The sequence below is a fragment of the Amycolatopsis sp. genome (assembly GCF_035276945.1).
Classification (GTDB): domain Bacteria; phylum Actinomycetota; class Actinomycetes; order Mycobacteriales; family Pseudonocardiaceae; genus Amycolatopsis_E.
Genome location: NZ_DATELF010000056.1, coordinates 1 through 16,039, shown reverse-complemented (window position 1 = coordinate 16,039; position 16,039 = coordinate 1). Strand labels below are relative to the sequence as shown.

The window sequence follows — 16,039 nt, the reverse complement described above, 5'->3', positions numbered from 1 at the left end:
CTCCTTGCCTGTCCACACTTCGCGGGAGGCCATCACCTGCCTGAGCCGCCATCGAAGCTGCACCGCCACGCCTTCCCGCGCTTGCCTGTCTCCGGCGCCCCTCCTGGGCGCCGATCGCCGCCCAGTCTCCCGGATGAGCACCGAGAATCTGGCGGACCTCCCGGTGTGTTCGCGTCGCTCTGGCTACGCGAAACAAGGCACGCCTGACCTGGTTGTGTTGTGCCTTGCTCAGTTAGGCACTACCTTATTCAGATGGCGTGCGACGGTCTGGCTCTCCGGCCGAGAGCAGGAGACCTCCGCGTGCCGCGCAGTGCTCGATACGGCCTGGAGCCGCCTGTGGCCTGCACCGCCGAAGGGAACGGAGTCATGAGCCGAACCACTGGTTCCGGGCCGACACGTATGCGGCTCGCCTTCTACGGACGTACCAACCACACCGGTGAGAAAGCCGGGACGGACGTGTCCCGCCAGTACCGGGCCTGCAGCGCGATAGCGGCCGAGCTCGGCGGGATGACCGAGTGGTTCTACGACGCCCCGCATGCCCTCGACGGCCGCTTCCGTCTCGACGTCCGCGACGTCGAGTCCCGGCTCGGCGCACCACGCGGCGACTGCCGGGAACTCGCCATCAAGGCCGCCGACCCGGACCGTGAGTTCGACGCGATCGTCTGCGCCGCGCTCGATCGCCTCCCACGCCAGCCGCGCCTGCGGCACCCGCTTCTGCGCGCGGCGAGCACGGCCAACGCGCCCTTGGTGTTCGCTGACGAAGACCTGTCCCTGGCCCGGCAACTCGCGTCCAACGCACTGGTCTTCTCCTGGCTCGGGCTCAGCTGTCCGGAATGGCCGGCGCTTCGATGACCCCCACGAACGACCGCTTTCCCGAACCAGCCGCCGACCCGGAGATGCGGCTGGACATTCGCATTGCCGAAGGCGCCGAAGCCGAACGACTCCGGCTGGAACAGGCCCAAGTATTGATGGAGGTGACGCAATGGCTGGCCCAGAGGCAATCCAGGAATGGCTCAACCAGCAAGGCGGCCTGAGCGCTGTCACGGGCCCGTACCGTCCCGGCTGGGACGGCTTCGACTCGGCTGCGGTCACGGCCGCGCCCGCCCTGATCCCGGTCGCGTTTCTCGGACGCACCTCCACCGACGACCAGCAGGACCCCGTCGGATCGCTGCTGCGCCAGCTGCGCATCTCGCAGGAAGCGCTGCCCGAGGGCTGCGTCATCGTCGCGTACTTCTACGACGTCGAATCCGGACGCAAAGACCTCGATGTGCGCGGCCGGGGCGACCGTCACGAGCGTCTCGCCATCCCCATCCCGCGTGACGGCGGCATCCACGATCTGCTCAAAGAGGCGGCCAGCCCCAACCGGCGCTTCCAAGCAGTCATCTGCGAACAGATCGACCGCATCGCACGCCGGACCTACTACGGCACGCTCGTGGAGCACCAGCTCCAGTCAGCCAATGTCGGGCTGTGGGCCGCCGATGAACCCATCCGGCTCGACACCGACATGCTCATCGACCCGACCACGGTGCTCACCCGACGGGTCAAGCAGGGCATCGCCGAGTGGTACGCGCTGGACATGATCAAGCGGGCTCGCGACGGGTTCGAGACCCACACCGATCAGGGCTACAACGTCGGCAAGGCGTGCTACGGCTACCGCACCGTCCAGGTCCGGCTCGACAAGGACTCCGACAGCGACCATGCCTCCGATAAGGGCGATGCCAAGCAAGCGGGGCGGGCCCGGTCCGGGAACAGGGGGAAGGGTCGGAACGGTCCGCGGACCAAGAGCAAGCTCGTCAAGGAACCGATCGAGGCCGCGGTCGTTCGCAAGATCTACGACTGGCGCATTACCGAGCGGCTCAGCTACGAGGCGATCGCGGAGCGACTCAACCTCGACCTCGCGACCAACCCGCCGCCCACACCGCCGGACCCCGAACGAGCCGTCGGCCGGTGGACGTGGAGCAGTGTTCGGGACGTGCTGAACCAGCCCAAGTACACCGGCTACATGGTCTGGAACCGGCGGGCGATGAAGACGCGCAACGGCAGCCCCAACCCGATGGAGAAGTGGGTCTGGTCCACGGAGCCCACGCACGAGAAGATCATCGACCTCACGGACTTCATTGCGGCCCAGCAGGTCGTCCGGCGGCGCGAACGGTCCCGAACGCAGGCCGGCGCCAACACCCATCCGCAGACCAAGCGCACCTACAAGCTGCGGTCCTACTTGTTCTGCGAGATCTGCGGTCGTCGCATGTTCGGCAAGACGCGCCGCCAGCACGCGTACTACGCCTGCGCGCCGAAGAAGGGCTACGTCCCCGAGGGGCACCCGGACAGCCTGTGGGTGCGCGAAGTCGCGCTCCTCGACGGCCTGAACGAGTTCCTCAGCCACCACGTGTTCGGTCCGTACCGGCAGGAACTGCTCTCCTCAGCCCTGCGCGACCTGGACATGCAGGCTGAGCAGACACGGACCGAGCGCATCGCGGCGATCAAGAAGTCGATCGCCGACCTCGACGCCCGGAAAAAGCGCCTGATCCGCACCCTCGAAGTCACCGGCGACGATGATGAAGAGCCGGACCAGGAACTCATCCAGGACATCAAGAACCGTCGAGCCGAGATCGAGGCGGAGCGCGCCAAGCTGGCCGCTGAGCTGGAGACCCTCGAAGAGCAGGTCAACGATCAGCAGAACCCCGACCTGCTCCGCTTGCTCCCCGTCGGCGCCTGCGACCTCGACGCACTACCGGAGGACCTCGCCCGCAAGCTGTTCGAGGCGCTCCGGTTGGAGATCCACTACAACAAGACAGACAACACCGCCGTCTGCCGCATCACGCTGAGTGGTGAGACGCTCCCAGCGCTTCAACAGACCACGCAAGAGAGCGGGGTGGTGCTCCCCTTCAAGAAGCCAACGGGCAAGAAGCATGGCACCGAGACCAACGCGAACGAGAAGGACGAGGCGCCTAGCGGCTCGTCCCCCCTGTTCCCATCTGTTGTGTGCCCCCGGCAGGATTCGAACCTGCGACACCCGCTTTAGGAGAGCGGTGCTCTATCCCCTGAGCTACGAGGGCTGGCTCCCGCAGTCTAACGGCTGGGCTGCGCCCAGTGCCGCCCGCCTGACGATCAGGGGCTGAAACCGTGGTGAAACCACCGCGAACCCTGGTGGTCGCAGGCTCTTGGCATGGCAACGAACCCCACTCAGGCGGCAATCGTGGCGACCGGGTTGCGCAAGGCGTTCGGGGAGCACGTTGTGCTCGACGGGCTCGATCCGCGGGTTCCCCAGGGCACGATTTTCGCGCTGCTCGGGCCTAACGGCGCGGGTAAGACCACTACCGTCCAGATTCTGTCCACGTTGATCGGCGCCGACGGGGGGCGAGGTGCGCGTCGCCGGGCATGACGTGGGCCGTGCGCCTGATTCGGTGCGGGCGGCGATCGGGGTGACGGGGCAGTTTTCGGCTGTCGACAACCTGCTCACCGGTCGGAAAACCTGGTTTTGATGGCCGACCTGCACCATCTTGGCAAGCGGGAGGGGCGGCGGCGCGCGGATGAGCTGTTGCGGAGGTTCGATCTCGTCGATGCGGCCGGTAAGACCGCCGGAACCTACTCGGGTGGGATGCGGCGGCGGCTTGACCTGGCGATGAGTCTGGTCGGCGAGCCGCGGATCATTTTCCTCGACGAGCCGACCACCGGGCTCGACCCACGCAGCCGGCGCACCATGTGGCAGATCATCCGTGAGCTTGTCGCCGGCGGTGTCACGGTGTTCCTCACCACGCAATACCTCGAGGAAGCCGATCAGCTTGCCGACCGGATCGCGGTGCTCGACCACGGGCATCTGGTCGCCGAAGGCACCGCCGCCGAGCTCAAGCGACTTGTTCCCGGTGGCCACATCCGGCTGCGGTTCGCCGATCTTGGTGGCCTCGACGCGGCTGCCCGTGTCCTCGGCGAGGCGTCGCGCGACGACGAGGCGCTCACGCTGCAGATTCCCGGCGACGGTGGCGTCGGATCGCTGCGGGCGTTGCTCGACCGGCTCGACGCCGCCTCGATCGAGGTCGGCGAGTTGTCCGTGCACACCCCCGACCTCGACGACGTCTTCCTCGCCATCACCGGCCGCACCCGCGACACGAAGGTGACCGCACGATGACCACTTTGTCCCACGCGCTGACCGACTCGGCGACGATGTTGCGGCGCGATCTCCGGCACATGCTGCGTTACCCGTCCCTGACGCTCATGGTCGCGGGTATGCCCGTGATCTTCTTGGGGCTGTTCGTCTACGTCCTCGGCGGCACGCTCGGTAACGGCCTCGGCGACATGGGTGGCCGAGGCGCGTACGCCGACTACGTGGCTCCCGGAATCATCCTGATGGCCGTGGCGGCCGCACCGCAGGGCACGGCATATCGGTCGCCATGGACATGACCGAGGGCATCATCGCCCGGTTCCGCACCATGGCCATCGCCCGGGCTTCCGTTCTCACCGCGCACGTCATCGGCAGCATGATCCAGACCTTGCTCGGCATCGGCGTAATCACCGGGGTCGCGCTGCTCATCGGATTCCGGCCATCGGCGGGTCCGGTCGAGTGGCTCGGGGCGGCCGGCGTCCTCGTGATGATCACGTTCGCACTCGCCTGGCTGTCGGTCGCGCTCGGCCTGGTGCCGAAAACCGTGGAGGCCGCGAGCAATCTCCCCATGCCGCTGGTGTTCCTGCCGTTCCTCGGCAGCGGGTTCGTCCTGACCGGCTCGATGCCCACCGCGTTGCGGGTCTTCGCCGAGTACCAACCGTTCACGCCGTTCATCGAGACCGTGCGGGGACTGCTCGTGGGCACCCCGATCGGCAACGGTGCCTACCTCGCGGCCGGCTGGTGCGCCGTCATCGCGCTGGGTGGCTATGTCTGGGCGAAGAAACTGTTCAACCGGGACCCCTCGCGGTGAGCGCGGCCAGTGCGGCGGCTCGCAACTCCTCTCCATTCAGGCCGGCGCATGAGGACACCGCGTCGGCGTAGGCCGGCTTGTCGGTCCGTTCCGCGAATTCTCGGGCGCGCGCGGCGGACATGGTCGGCTGGAACTGCCGCAGGTACCGGAACCGCTCCGCGAGCGCGACCAGCCGCGCTCCCGACCGCGGCTCGCCGCGGGTGAGATACACCATCCCCATCGCCAGCAGGAGCGCGCCACAAAGCGGCATACCCAGCAACAACGACGGCGACTGTCCACCGGAATCGCCGAGCATCGCCACGAGCGTGGACGACACGTCGTCCACGACCTCCTCCATCACGTCGAGCCGGTTGTGCCGCGCGTGGGCGACCACCGCGACGGCCTTGATCTCCAGGATCCACGGCTCCAGGCCCGGCTCGGCCCGCACTCCCGGAAGCGTCGCGATGGCCTGGACGGCCCGTCGCCACAGTTCGAGGCCCGGCTCGACGTCACCACGCGCCAACCGGAGTTCCCCGTGCAACGCGAGCTCGAATGAGCGGTACGCGAGCGTCCCCTCGGTGGAGTGCGCTCTCGCCAACTCCATCCAGTGCTCGACGTCGTCGAGGGCGCCGACCTGGAGGCTGGCCAGCGCCATCGCCCACCGGATCCCGATCTCGTCGCCCCGGTTCCCAAGACTCCGCTGCAGACTCCACGCGACCCGCAGGTGCCGGAGGGCTTCGGCGCCCCGGCCGGCTTGCATGTGCAACTCGGCGACCCGTGAGTTGACGAAGATCCGCAGCCACGGGGACTCCCAGTGCTCGAGCACCTCGCGCATCCGCTCGGCCGCCTTCAGCGTGCCGTCCGTATCGCCCATGCTCTCCCACAGGTAGCTCGCGACAGCGTTCGCGGCCCCGGCGAACAACGGCTCGTCGCAGTCGCACAGCTCGGGCAGCCGCGCGGGGTCCAGATCGGGCGCGGCGTGCAGCAGGGCCGCGACGGCGCGCGTCAGCGTGTCGGGCGGGGCGGGCGGGAGCCGCCGCAGGACGATCAGCGACCGCGTCGCGCGCGGCCCGTGTGTCATGAAGGTGTAGGCGGCGCAAAGGGACGCGGTCAACCGGGTGGCCTCGACGAACTCCGGCTCTGGCCGGTAATGCGACAACACCCGGCCCGCATCCTCGGAGAGTGCCGCCATGCGCCCGTAGCGGGACTCGAATGTCCACAGCGCGGCGAGCACGGCACCGGCCGCCGAGACCGTCGCACCGTCGTTGCCAGCGATGCCATACCGCAGTGCTTGCACGAGATTGTCCTGCTCGGCGCGAATCAGGTCGGTGACCTGCACCGGGTCGGGGCCGAACGGCAGCTCGTGGTTCGCCAGCCCGAATTCGCGAGCCCAGGCAAGGAAAAGCTCGATGGTACGAGGCGTCTCGCCGGCGGCATGCAGTGCCGCCGTGCTGAACTCACGCACCGTCTCGAGCATCCGGAAACGCGTGCCGCACGGGGTCTCGACCACCTTGAGCAGCGACTGGTCGACCAGGTGTTCAAGGACCGGCAGTACATCACCACCCCCGAGCAACTGCCGGGCACTGTCCACAGTGAACCCGCCGGGGAACACCGACAACGCGCGCATTGCCGCCTGCCCGTCCGGGTCGAGCAGCTTCCAGCTCCACTCGACGACGGCGTGCAGCGCGTGGTGCCGCTCGGGAGTGTCGCGCGCACCGCCGCGTAGCAAGGAGAACCGGTCATCAAGCCGCTGAGCGATCTCGGCGACCGACATGACCCGCGCCCGTGCCGCCGCCAACTCGACCGCAAGCGGCAGCCCGTCCAGTTGGTGGCACAGTTCCGCGGCGATCTCGGAAGGCAGGTGGACACCGGGACGGGCCGCCCGTGCGCGCTCGGTGAACAGCTCGACCGAGGTCGGCAGATCCAGCTCCGGCAGCAGGTAGACCGACTCCGACGAGAGACCCAGCGGTGCCCGGCTGGTGGCGAGCACCCGCAGGTCCCTCGTCACCGAAACCAGCGTGCGCACCAGTTCGGCGACCCCGCCGACCACTTGCTCGCAGTTGTCCAGCACCAGCAGAGCGGGACCGGGTTCGAGAGCCCCCGCGATCGCGGTGATCACGTCCGGTGTGACGGCGCCCATCGCGGGACGCCGAAACTCGGCGTCGAGGGCCGACGCGACCTCTCCGGCGACGTCCTGGTCGCGGGTAACCCCGGCGAGCGCGACGAAACGCACGACCCGTTGCTCCGCCCGCCGGCTGACCGCATGCGCGAGCCGGGTCTTACCCAGCCCGCCTGGCCCGACGATCGACGTGACCCTCGCGGTGCGTAGCAGGCCCGCGACCGCGGCGAGATCGTCATCGCGGCCAAGTAGCGGATTGGGTTCGTGCTGGACCCCGTGCCGGACGGTCGGGGCCGCACTCCGCAGCAGCTCCTGATACACACCCTGGAGGGCGGTGCCGGGGTCGGTGCCGATCTCGTCCCGCAGCGACCGGCGATACGTCTCGTACCTGGCCAGTGCCGCCGCCGAGCCCAGCGTCGCCGCCTCGGCGCGCAGCAACTCCAGCAGGACTTCCTCGTCCCTCGGATGTTCCCGGAACAGCTCGGTCAGCGGCTCGACCGCCTCGGCGCCGCGCCCAAGCCGCGACAGCGCCAGCGCACGGGTGCGCACCAGCGATCGACAGGTCGACGCACGGTCCGCCCGTAGCGCCGACAACGGGTCCTCGGCTTCGATGTCGCCGTCGGTCGCCGCGCCGGCCCACAGCGCCAGACCCGCGTCGGCGTGGGCGAGCGCCCCGGCATGGTCGCCCTCGCGACAGCACTTCGCGCTCACCGACGCGCTGAGCAACACCGCTGACGAGTCGACCTGGTCCTCGGTCAGGGACAGGCGGTACCCGCTGGCGGTGCGGGCGATGACGTCGGAGCCCAATTGCGCGCGGGCACGCGAGACGAGGATCTGGAGCGCCTTGGCCGGATTCTCGGGTCGCTCGTCCGGCCAAAGACCGTCAACCAGCCGCGCCGTCCCGCATCCCGCACGCAGATCTCCGGCGAGCAGCGCGAGCAGACCCCGCAACCGGGGACCGGCGATCTCCTGGCCGTGGTAGGCCACCCGCGACAGCAGGACCAGCTCGATGCTCACTCGAGCAGGTTAGAGCCTCCAGTCAGGTCAACTGCTCGAGCTGACGCAGCAACTCGAACTGGTCGAAGTACAGGTGGTCGTCGATGAGCTTGCCCTCCTGCACCCGGTGCACCTCGGAGAAGGCGATGTCGACCTGCCTTCCGGTGGCCGGGATCTCGCCGGAGGAAGTACGCAGCGTGCCGTTGTGCGTGCCGACGAACCGGCCCTCCAGCACGCCCCCGCGCTCGTCGCCGTAGATCGCGCCGATTTCCACCCGGTTGTCCGGGAAGGCCTCCTGCCAGACGTTCCAGAGCGCGTCGACCGCTTCCCGGCCGGCCATGCGGACGCCACCCGGCGCGCGCAGCTCGAACGCCTGCTGGTCGAGGACGCTTCCCCAGCCTTCACGGTCGCGCGCGTTCCAGAATTCGGTTTCGCGTTCGATGAGGTTGGTCGTGCCGCCCTCGCGGACCGTGGTGGACAGCAGGGTGTACTCCTGGACCGAGCGCACGGTCGCGTGCGTCTTGGCCATGGTGTCGGCCCGCAACCTGGCCGCCTTCGCCCGTGAGGCCGCCAGGTCCTCGGCGGTTTCATAGGCGGAGATCACCAGCCCGCGGCCGGTCTGCCGGTCGACCAGGAGCTGGGTGCTGGCCATTCCCGGCATCTCCAGCAGCCGCGGCAAGGCGGTGTCACGGAAGGCCTGGATGGTGAGGTCGAGGTCGACCGGGTCGCCTTCGATCGCGGTGATCCGCACCCCGGCGCCACGGCCGGGACGGCTGCGGCGCACGAAGATCGGCACCTCGTAGTGCTCCACCGTCACCATGCCATGGGCCAGCTCGATCGCCTCCTTACGCGATGTCTGCACGGCGTGCTCGCTGGCGGCCATCGCCTCGGCGGATTCCCAGTACGAATTGACCATGGTCACGCCGAGGTCGGCGTCGGTGAGCACGGCCAGCCCGCGACAGCCCGGCTGCGCCTCCACATGCGGCCGTACCGTGTCCTCGAGGTAATGCGTGACATCGTCGACTCGGGCCGGGTCCCCGATCAGCATATTCATCCGCACATGCATGATCTTCTCCATCCTTCCTGCTTGGTGTTCTACTCGATCCCGGAAATTCCAGTGTCCCGCCCGCGGCCGGACGAGGGAAGGGGTTCCGCGCCCCGATCCCATTAAGTCCATTGTGGACTCTCATGGTCGACGCGAATACCGGTCACTCGGCGGTGACGGTGACCTGGGAGTTTCGAGGTTCGTCGGCTTGGGTGAGCGGGGTGGGAAAACGATGATCTCGCCGTCGACCCTCGGACTGTCCGTTGTGCTGGGTTCGGCTTCGGTCCTGCTGATCCTTGCGTTGCTGCTGGCTTTCCGCCGGGAGCGAAGACGAGTCCGCCGGGTGGAACGCGTGCGCCCGTTACTCGACGCTCTCGCCGAAGGGGAACCGGACTCGGCTGAACGCCTGGTGCGGCTGCACAAACGGAAATGGCGGGCCGCGGAACCGGCGGCGGTCGCGCTGCTCGACACGGTTCACGACGACGCCCGGGACCTGCTCTTGGACGTGTTGCAGCGCCGCGGCGTCGTGAAGCAAGCGATGCGACAGTTGACCGAGCCGGACCCGGTGCGGCGCGCCACCGCGGCGCGACTGCTTGGCGCGTTACGGCAACGCGATGCGGTGGAGCCGTTGTGTCAACTGCTCGTCGACGTCCATCCCGAGGTCCGCTCGGTCGCCGCCCGCGCGCTGGGCCGGATCGGCGATCTCGCCGCGGTCGGACCGCTGCTGGACAGCCTCGAGAAGTCCGGGCCCCCTCGGCAACTGGTGTCGCTCGTGTTGGCCGGCCTGGGCAGCGCGGTCGAGAAGCCCCTCCTCGAAGCGATGGGCACGGGCAGTGCGATGGTCAGGGCGACGACCGTGGACGTGCTCGGGCTGATCCGGGCACTGCGGGCCGTCCCCGTGATCGCGTCAGCGCTACGGGACCCCGAGCCGGAGGTGCGAGTCCGTGCGGTGCACGCACTGCGTCTGATCGGCACCCGGGCCGTGCGACGCCCGCTGCTCGCCGCGGTCGCACCCCGCCAGCCACCGGCGGTCCGGGCCATGGCCGCCCACGCACTCGGTGAACTCGGTTATCCCTCGGTGGCCACCCGCCTTTCGGCGTTGTTGACCGATCCGGTCCCACAGGTGGCGCACAACGCCGCGGTGGCGCTCACGCGGTTGGGCGCACGCGGCATGAAGGCGCTGCACGACCACGCCCGCAACCCCGGCACTCCGGCAGGCGCACACGCGACCGCGGGTCTCGCGCTCAGAATGCTGACCGCCCGGCAGGAGAGGGAGGCGCGATGATCGATCTGCTGCGGGACCTGCTGCGTTTCGGCAGTCAGGTCGTGCTGGTCTACTTCACCCTGCTGAACACCGGCTACCTGCTGCTGGTACTACTCGGCTCGACCGGCCTGGTCCGGGCGGCGCGGGCCGCCGGGCTCGCCGAGACCAGCCCGCTGCATCAGCCGGTCTCGATCCTGCTCCCGGTACGCAACGAGCCCGCGAAAGTCGTCGAATCCGTGCGTACCATGCTCGCCCTACACTACCCGAGGTTCGAGGTCGTGGTGATCGACGACGGATCCACCGACGCCACCTTCGAGCGCCTGCGCAGGGAATACGACCTTGTCGAGGTGCCACGGGTGGTGCCGAACGAAGTACCGGTCCTCGGTGCCGTGGGGTCGGTGCACGTCCCTCGGCTACGCCGCGAGCCGCTGTTGGTCGTGCGTAAGGACCGCGGGGGTCAGGCCGACGCGTTCAACGCGGGCCTGAACCTTGCCCAGCATCCGCTGGTGTGCTTGGCCGACACGAGCTGCGTTCCGGATCCGCGGGCACTGCTGTGGGCCGCGAAGCCGTTCGCCGACGACCCCCTGCGGGCGGCGGCCGGCGGTGGCATGATCCGCGTCGTCCCGAAGGCCGGGCGGTGGCTACCCGCGATCCAAGTCGTGGAGCAGGTTCGCGCGTTCCTGTTCGCCCGCGCCGGATGGTCCCGCGTCGGCGGACTGGCCGTCACCTCCGGCGCCTTCGGCGTGTTCCGGCGCGACGCGGTCATCTCGGCGGGCGGGCTGGTATGCGAGAGTGAGAACCCCGAACTCGTCGTCCGCCTGCACCACAAACTGCGCGACGACGAAACCCCCCACCGCGTCACCTTCGTCGGAGAGCCGGTCGCCTGGCGCGAAGCCCCAACGAGGTGGCGGACACTGCGCAAGCAGCTCAACCGCCGGCACCGCGGGCTCGCCGAAACGCTGGCGCTGCACCGGAAAATGCTCTGCGACCCGCACTACCGGCAGGTCGGTCTGCTGACCCTGCCGTTCTTCCTGCTGTTCGAGTTGCTTACACCGATCATGGAAGTGGCCGGTCTCGTTCTCGTGCCCGCCGGTTTCGTCTCCGGGACCGTGGATCTGGACTTCGTCGTGCGGTTCTTTCTGCTGTGCTACGGGTACGCGACCGTGGTCACGCTGCTGGCGCTGCTCGCGGACGAACTGGCTTTCCACCGTCTCAACGGTGTTCGGGACATCACGGCTTCGGCGCTCGCCGCGTTTTTCGAGAACATCGGGTACCGGCAGATCATGGCGCTGGCTCGGCTACGCGGCTTGTGCGCCGCTGTCCGCCAGAAGCCATGGAAGCGCCTCGCCTGAAGCTATTCCCGCTCGCGTTCACGGCGGGCGCGGGCTCGCCGCTTGCCCTCGTGCATCGCCTGCACCCTGGCCACCGGGATGGTGTGGCCTTCCTCGATCAGGTCCGCGCTGACGCTCCGCGGGGCGGGCATCCGCTCTCCCCACGGATCTCCCCCGCCGATCAGCCGCGGCACCGTATGCACGGTGAAGTCCGCGGGCGAGACGCGGTCGAGGTCCGCCCAGGCGACGGGGAACGACACTGTGGTGCCTGGCCGGACGCGGGGGCTGTACACGGCGACCACGGTCGCTCCGCCCGACCGGGTGGCGTCGAGGAACACCTTGCCCTCGCGGTCCTCCCGGATGAACGCGGTGGTGGCCAGCGTGGGATCAAGCCGTTCGGCGCGCGCGGCGATCGCGCGGGTCGCCGCCGCGAGGTCGTCGACCCCCGGGTCGTCCGCCACCGGCGCGAACACGTGCACGCCCTTCGACCCACTGGTCTTCACCACGCTGGCCAGACCGGCCTCGGCCATCACCTGACGGACCAGTTCGGCCGCGCGGACGGCCATGCCGAAGCTGCTGTCGGTTGTGGGCGGGTCAAGGTCGAGCACGAGGTAGGCGGGGCGACTCCCCGGCTCGACGCGGTACAGGGCCGGGTGATACTCCACGGCCCGCTGGTTGGCGAACCAGAGCAATGTCCTGCCGTCGTCGCAGAGCGCATAGGACACCTCGCGCTGCGAACTCTCCGCCCACAGCTTCACCGTCTTCACCCACGACGGTGTGTACTTCGGCACGTTCTTCTGCATGAAAGGTTTCTGCCCGCGGAGCACACGCACCACCGAGAGCGGCCGGCCCCGCAGTTCCGGGACGAGCACGCCCGACACGGCGTCCAAATAGTCCACCAAATGCCGCTTGGTGGCGCCCGCCCCGTCGAACAGCGGCTGGTCGAGGTTGGTCAGTGTGACCCCGTCCCTGGACTCTTCACCGCTCATTGGAGCATTCTCCCCGCTTCGAGCGCGCCGCGCCGGGTTGTTCGGGAGTTCAAGCTTCGTGAGCCTACTGAGCGGCTCTGGAGTCCAGGCCGGACTCACCTCTCGCGAAAGCCCGACCGCCCGTCACGAGAGCCCGACTCGGCCGTCACGAAAGCCCGACTCGGCCGTCACGAAAGCCCGACTCGGCGGTCGCGAGAGCCCGACTCGGCGGTCGGGGTTCAGCAGGCGGTCGTCCGATGGCGTGGCGCCGGAACCGTTGTCCCGCTTGTCCCGCTTGCTCCAGCCGCCGCAGGCGACGACCTGCCCGTCCGTCTCGTAGACGAAGTAGGTCCTGTCGTCGATCAGCACCGTGTCAGGCTCGGTGAGATACCGGGCGGCAGCGGCCGTCTCGCGTTCGTCATGAAAACGGGGAAACACTTCGAGCACTGACAGGCGCATGAGCTCGGCGATCTCCAGCACGTCTGCCTTCATGGCCTTGCGCAACACTGGTGAACCTCCCACCGGCACACTCCCCACTCGTGCTGCAAGAAGCACCTGATCGGCTCGCTCATCCCGGAGTTCCGGCACCTGACCACGCCAGGTAATCACGAGATTCACCCGGAAGCGTTGTCGAGCGTTCAATAACCCCGGAAAGGGTTGCCGCCGGGGCGCGCGCCTTGGAATAGTCTGCCAGGCGAATTCCTCCTTTCGCACCGAGGCCCTCCGGCCCCGCGTTCAGAAGCCATCGGGCCGGAGGGCCAACGCTTTTCACAGCGGCGTAGCCACTTGCGGGTAAGCCAGGCCGCCTGCGCCGCCACGCGAACCACTCTCCACGTCAGCAGCGGTTGAGCATGTCGCTCAACGCCGACTTCTCCGCTTCGATAACGGTGAGCTGGTAGTAGCTCTTGACCTCGATCCAGTCGACGGCGTAAGCGCACCAGTCCGACTCCAGCGGCGGGCGCCACTCGTCCGGCGCCTTGTCGCCCTTGGCCTGGTTGACGTTGTCGGTCACCGCGAACAGCTGCGGATGTGTCAGATCGTTGGCGAGTTCCTTGCGCCGGTCAGTGGACCACTGAGCGGCACCGCTCTCCCATGCCTGGCCGAGCGGGACCAGGTGATCAATGTCCACATCGGACGGTTTGGTCCAGGTGGCGCCGTCGTACGGGCTGCGCCAGCTACCCGAGACCGCCTCGCACTTCGCGTCGGTCTGCACGTTCTGCCCGTCACGCTTCAGCACGGTTTCGCGGGTGTCGCACTCCCCGGAAATCATTTCCCAGTGCGGGAACTTGTCCCGCGAATAGCCCTGCATCGAGCCGCGGGCGTGGACCACCAGCTGGGCCAGTTCGGCGCGCGCCGTCGCGGCGTCGCCGGTGGGAGCGGGACCAGGACCGGGCGTCTTCTTCCCCAGCGCCCCGGACTTGTACGCCACGAAGACGGCCAGGATGAGCACGACCAGGACCGGCAGCCACGACTTGAGTTTCACGTCGTGTATCAGACCATACGTCAGCGCTTCGGCACCGGGATCCGGGTGAGATCTTCGGCAACCACGATCTCGCCGTCGAAGTGCGCCGCCGCCTCGTCGTGGAAGCGCAGGGGATCGTCGTAACGCTGGGAAAAGTGGGTGAGCACGAGCTTGCGGACCCGCGACTCCGCGGCGACCTGCCCGGCCTGCGCGGCGGTCAGGTGACCGTACTGCGTGGCGAGCGTGGCCTCACCGGACAGGAAGGTGGACTCGATCACCAGCAGGTCGGCGTTCTCGGCGAGCTCGTACACCCCGTCGCAGAGCCGGGTATCCATCACGAACGCGAAGCGCTGGCCCCTGCGGTGCACACTGACCTGCTGCGCGGTCACCGTGCGCGGCCCGACCCGCACCGAACCATCCCGTTGCAGCCGGCCCACCTCGGCGCCCACGATGCCGAACCGGGCCAGCAACTCCGGCAGCATCCGGCGGCCACCCGGCTCGACGAGCTGGTAACCGAAGGATTCCACTGGATGGTCCAGACGTTTCACGTTGAGCATGCCGAACGGTTCGTCGGCGATCGTGCCCTCCCGCTCGATCGGCTCCTCCACGATCTTGGCGACCTCGTGGTACACGCTCGCGTACCGCAGCCGCTCGAAGAACGGCCGGCCGGACGCCGGGTAATGGGCACGAACCGGGTGCGTGACACCGTCCAGGGACAGCCGCTGCACGATGCCGGGCACCCCAAGGCAGTGATCGCCGTGGAAATGGGTCAGGCAGAGCCGGGTGATGGCACTGACAGGCACTCCGGCGAGCTGTAGTTGACGCTGGGTTCCCTCCCCGGGATCGAACAGGAGACCCTGGTCGTCCCAGCGCAGCAGGTAGCCGTTCTGGTTGCGGCCGCGCGTGGGCACCTGGCTCCCGGTGCCGAGCACGACCAGTTCTCGGACGGACACATTCCGACCCTAACAACCGGGGACGGCGCGCACCCGAGGAAACCATACAAACGTCGGGAGGCACCGCCGCCGACAGGCCAGGACCGTCCAGAGAGGACACTGCCCGAGCAGCGGCTTCATCCGGCCCGGCCCGCCGGTAGCGCCACGACTTGGGCACGCGTGCCGCGGGCGGGTCACCCCAGTCCGGACCCGAGCAGATCGAAGATCCGCCGGGCCGACCTCCGGACAGTCTTGGCGATGTCCAGCTCACCGGCCGCGGTGCGCTGAAGCACTTCGTGGAACAGCACTCGATACGCGGTGGCGATCTGCGCGGCGACGGCACGCGCGGCGACGTCGCCGAACTCCACGGACAGTGCGGCCGCAAGCGCTTTCTCACGTCCCTCGTGCAACTCTCGCAGGCGCGCCAGGAGTGTGGGACTGGTGAGGATCATCCGGGCGAAGTCCGGGTCGGAGAAGCCGATCATCGCGTCCTGCCGGTCGAGCGCTTCGAAGTAGTGCCGCCGGAACGCGGCCAGCAGAGGCTCATTTTCGCCGCGCGCGGCGGCAAGGCCGGCGACGAAATCCTCGTGGACGTCGAAGACGAGATCTTCCTTGCGGGGGAAGTGGTTGGTCACCGTCATCTTGGCCACCTTCGCCGCAGCCGCAACCTGCGCGATGGTCACCTCGTCGAAGCCGTGCTCGATGAACAGCCGGGTGGCGACGTCCGAGATCGCCTGCCGGGTCTCGCGCTTCTTCAACTCCCTGAGCATGTCGACCACTATATAGGCTTGACCCATGTTTATGTTTGTCCTAAGTTTATGCTCAACCTAACAACCTAGGAGGTCCTGATGCACGGCAAAGGCAAGATCACAATAAGTGATACTGGTTACGCTACGTAGCGATGATGGGGAGTGCTCGGCGTGGCTCCCGGCCGATCCATTCGGTGGTTCGTTTGATGGCGTTGGTGCCGTCGAGGCGGATGAGTCCTGCCGCGATGTTCCGTAATGTCGCCATGGTTTGCGGCCCGTTTCCG

Annotated in this window: 12 protein-coding genes, 1 tRNA gene and 2 pseudogenes; 6 read left to right on the top strand and 9 right to left on the bottom strand. The window is 68.2% G+C overall.

Annotated features, from left to right (window positions below):
• The first annotated feature begins 366 nt into the window (after nt 1-366).
• Nucleotides 367-852: a hypothetical protein gene (locus VJT49_RS09365; RefSeq protein WP_324164345.1), complete on the top strand. Its 486-nt coding sequence runs from the start codon at nt 367-369 to the stop codon at nt 850-852.
• Here VJT49_RS09365 and VJT49_RS09360 read toward each other — a convergent pair.
• Nucleotides 821-1,441, bottom strand: coding sequence for a hypothetical protein (locus tag VJT49_RS09360; protein WP_324164344.1), 621 nt, complete (start codon nt 1,439-1,441; stop codon nt 821-823). The genes VJT49_RS09365 and VJT49_RS09360 overlap by 32 nt on opposite strands.
• Before the next feature lie 63 nt (nt 1,442-1,504).
• On the opposite strand from VJT49_RS09360, the gene VJT49_RS35140 reads away from it, so the two are divergent.
• A complete protein-coding gene (locus VJT49_RS35140) occupies nt 1,505-3,022 on the top strand; it encodes a recombinase family protein (protein WP_414635883.1) in 1,518 nt (505 codons plus the stop codon).
• Here the strand turns inward: VJT49_RS35140 and VJT49_RS09355 are convergent.
• Nucleotides 2,984-3,056: transfer RNA gene (locus tag VJT49_RS09355), tRNA-Arg, on the bottom strand. The genes VJT49_RS35140 and VJT49_RS09355 overlap by 39 nt on opposite strands.
• Nucleotides 3,057-3,166: 110 nt before the next feature.
• On the opposite strand from VJT49_RS09355, the pseudogene VJT49_RS09350 reads away from it, so the two are divergent.
• Nucleotides 3,167-4,126 (top strand): annotated as a pseudogene (locus VJT49_RS09350) (ATP-binding cassette domain-containing protein).
• Nucleotides 4,123-4,910 (top strand): annotated as a pseudogene (locus tag VJT49_RS09345) (ABC transporter permease). The pseudogenes VJT49_RS09350 and VJT49_RS09345 overlap by 4 nt, the downstream one beginning before the upstream one ends.
• Here the strand turns inward: VJT49_RS09345 and VJT49_RS09340 are convergent.
• Both VJT49_RS09340 and VJT49_RS09335 read right to left on the bottom strand, forming a co-directional pair.
• On the bottom strand, nt 4,888-8,025 hold the full coding sequence (locus tag VJT49_RS09340) for an ATP-binding protein (protein WP_324164343.1): 3,138 nt from the start codon (nt 8,023-8,025) through the stop codon (nt 4,888-4,890). The pseudogene VJT49_RS09345 and the gene VJT49_RS09340 overlap by 23 nt on opposite strands.
• A 22-nt stretch (nt 8,026-8,047) precedes the next feature.
• Nucleotides 8,048-9,070: an ester cyclase gene (locus VJT49_RS09335; protein ID WP_324164342.1), complete on the bottom strand. Its 1,023-nt coding sequence runs from the start codon at nt 9,068-9,070 to the stop codon at nt 8,048-8,050.
• A gap of 211 nt (nt 9,071-9,281) precedes the next feature.
• On the opposite strand from VJT49_RS09335, the gene VJT49_RS09330 reads away from it, so the two are divergent.
• Nucleotides 9,282-10,334 (top strand): HEAT repeat domain-containing protein, encoded by a 1,053-nt coding sequence (locus tag VJT49_RS09330; RefSeq protein WP_324164341.1) that lies wholly within the window; start codon nt 9,282-9,284, stop codon nt 10,332-10,334.
• Nucleotides 10,331-11,665, top strand: coding sequence for a glycosyltransferase family 2 protein (locus tag VJT49_RS09325; RefSeq protein WP_324164340.1), 1,335 nt, complete (start codon nt 10,331-10,333; stop codon nt 11,663-11,665). Before VJT49_RS09330 ends, VJT49_RS09325 begins: the two co-directional genes overlap by 4 nt.
• Before the next feature lie 2 nt (nt 11,666-11,667).
• On the opposite strand, the gene VJT49_RS09320 is transcribed toward VJT49_RS09325, so the two are convergent.
• The 5 genes from VJT49_RS09320 to VJT49_RS09300 form a co-directional block, all read right to left on the bottom strand.
• Nucleotides 11,668-12,633 (bottom strand): ATP-dependent DNA ligase, encoded by a 966-nt coding sequence (locus tag VJT49_RS09320; protein WP_324164339.1) that lies wholly within the window; start codon nt 12,631-12,633, stop codon nt 11,668-11,670.
• A gap of 123 nt (nt 12,634-12,756) precedes the next feature.
• Nucleotides 12,757-13,119: a hypothetical protein gene (locus VJT49_RS09315; protein WP_324164338.1), complete on the bottom strand. Its 363-nt coding sequence runs from the start codon at nt 13,117-13,119 to the stop codon at nt 12,757-12,759.
• A gap of 328 nt (nt 13,120-13,447) precedes the next feature.
• Entirely contained in the window at nt 13,448-14,095 is a 648-nt protein-coding gene (locus tag VJT49_RS09310) for an HNH endonuclease family protein (RefSeq protein WP_324164337.1), read from the bottom strand.
• A gap of 20 nt (nt 14,096-14,115) precedes the next feature.
• On the bottom strand, nt 14,116-15,027 hold the full coding sequence (locus VJT49_RS09305; protein ID WP_324164336.1) for a ribonuclease Z: 912 nt from the start codon (nt 15,025-15,027) through the stop codon (nt 14,116-14,118).
• 173 nt (nt 15,028-15,200) lie between these two features.
• Nucleotides 15,201-15,776, bottom strand: a complete 576-nt coding sequence (locus VJT49_RS09300) for a TetR/AcrR family transcriptional regulator (RefSeq protein WP_324164335.1) — start codon at nt 15,774-15,776, stop codon at nt 15,201-15,203.
• Nucleotides 15,777-16,039 lie beyond the last annotated feature (263 nt).

Bases quoted from the DNA above. Each gene is read 5' to 3' on its own strand.
- VJT49_RS09365 (WP_324164345.1), top strand. From the start codon at position 367: ATGAGCCGAACCACTGGTTCCGGGCCGACACGTATGCGGCTCGCCTTC.
- VJT49_RS35140 (WP_414635883.1), top strand. From the start codon at position 1,505: ATGCTCATCGACCCGACCACGGTGCTCACCCGACGGGTCAAGCAGGGC.
- VJT49_RS09335 (WP_324164342.1), bottom strand. From the start codon at position 9,070: ATGCATGTGCGGATGAATATGCTGATCGGGGACCCGGCCCGAGTCGAC.
- VJT49_RS09330 (WP_324164341.1), top strand. From the start codon at position 9,282: ATGATCTCGCCGTCGACCCTCGGACTGTCCGTTGTGCTGGGTTCGGCT.
- VJT49_RS09325 (WP_324164340.1), top strand. From the start codon at position 10,331: ATGATCGATCTGCTGCGGGACCTGCTGCGTTTCGGCAGTCAGGTCGTG.
- VJT49_RS09320 (WP_324164339.1), bottom strand. From the start codon at position 12,633: ATGAGCGGTGAAGAGTCCAGGGACGGGGTCACACTGACCAACCTCGAC.
- VJT49_RS09300 (WP_324164335.1), bottom strand. From the start codon at position 15,776: ATGCTCAGGGAGTTGAAGAAGCGCGAGACCCGGCAGGCGATCTCGGAC.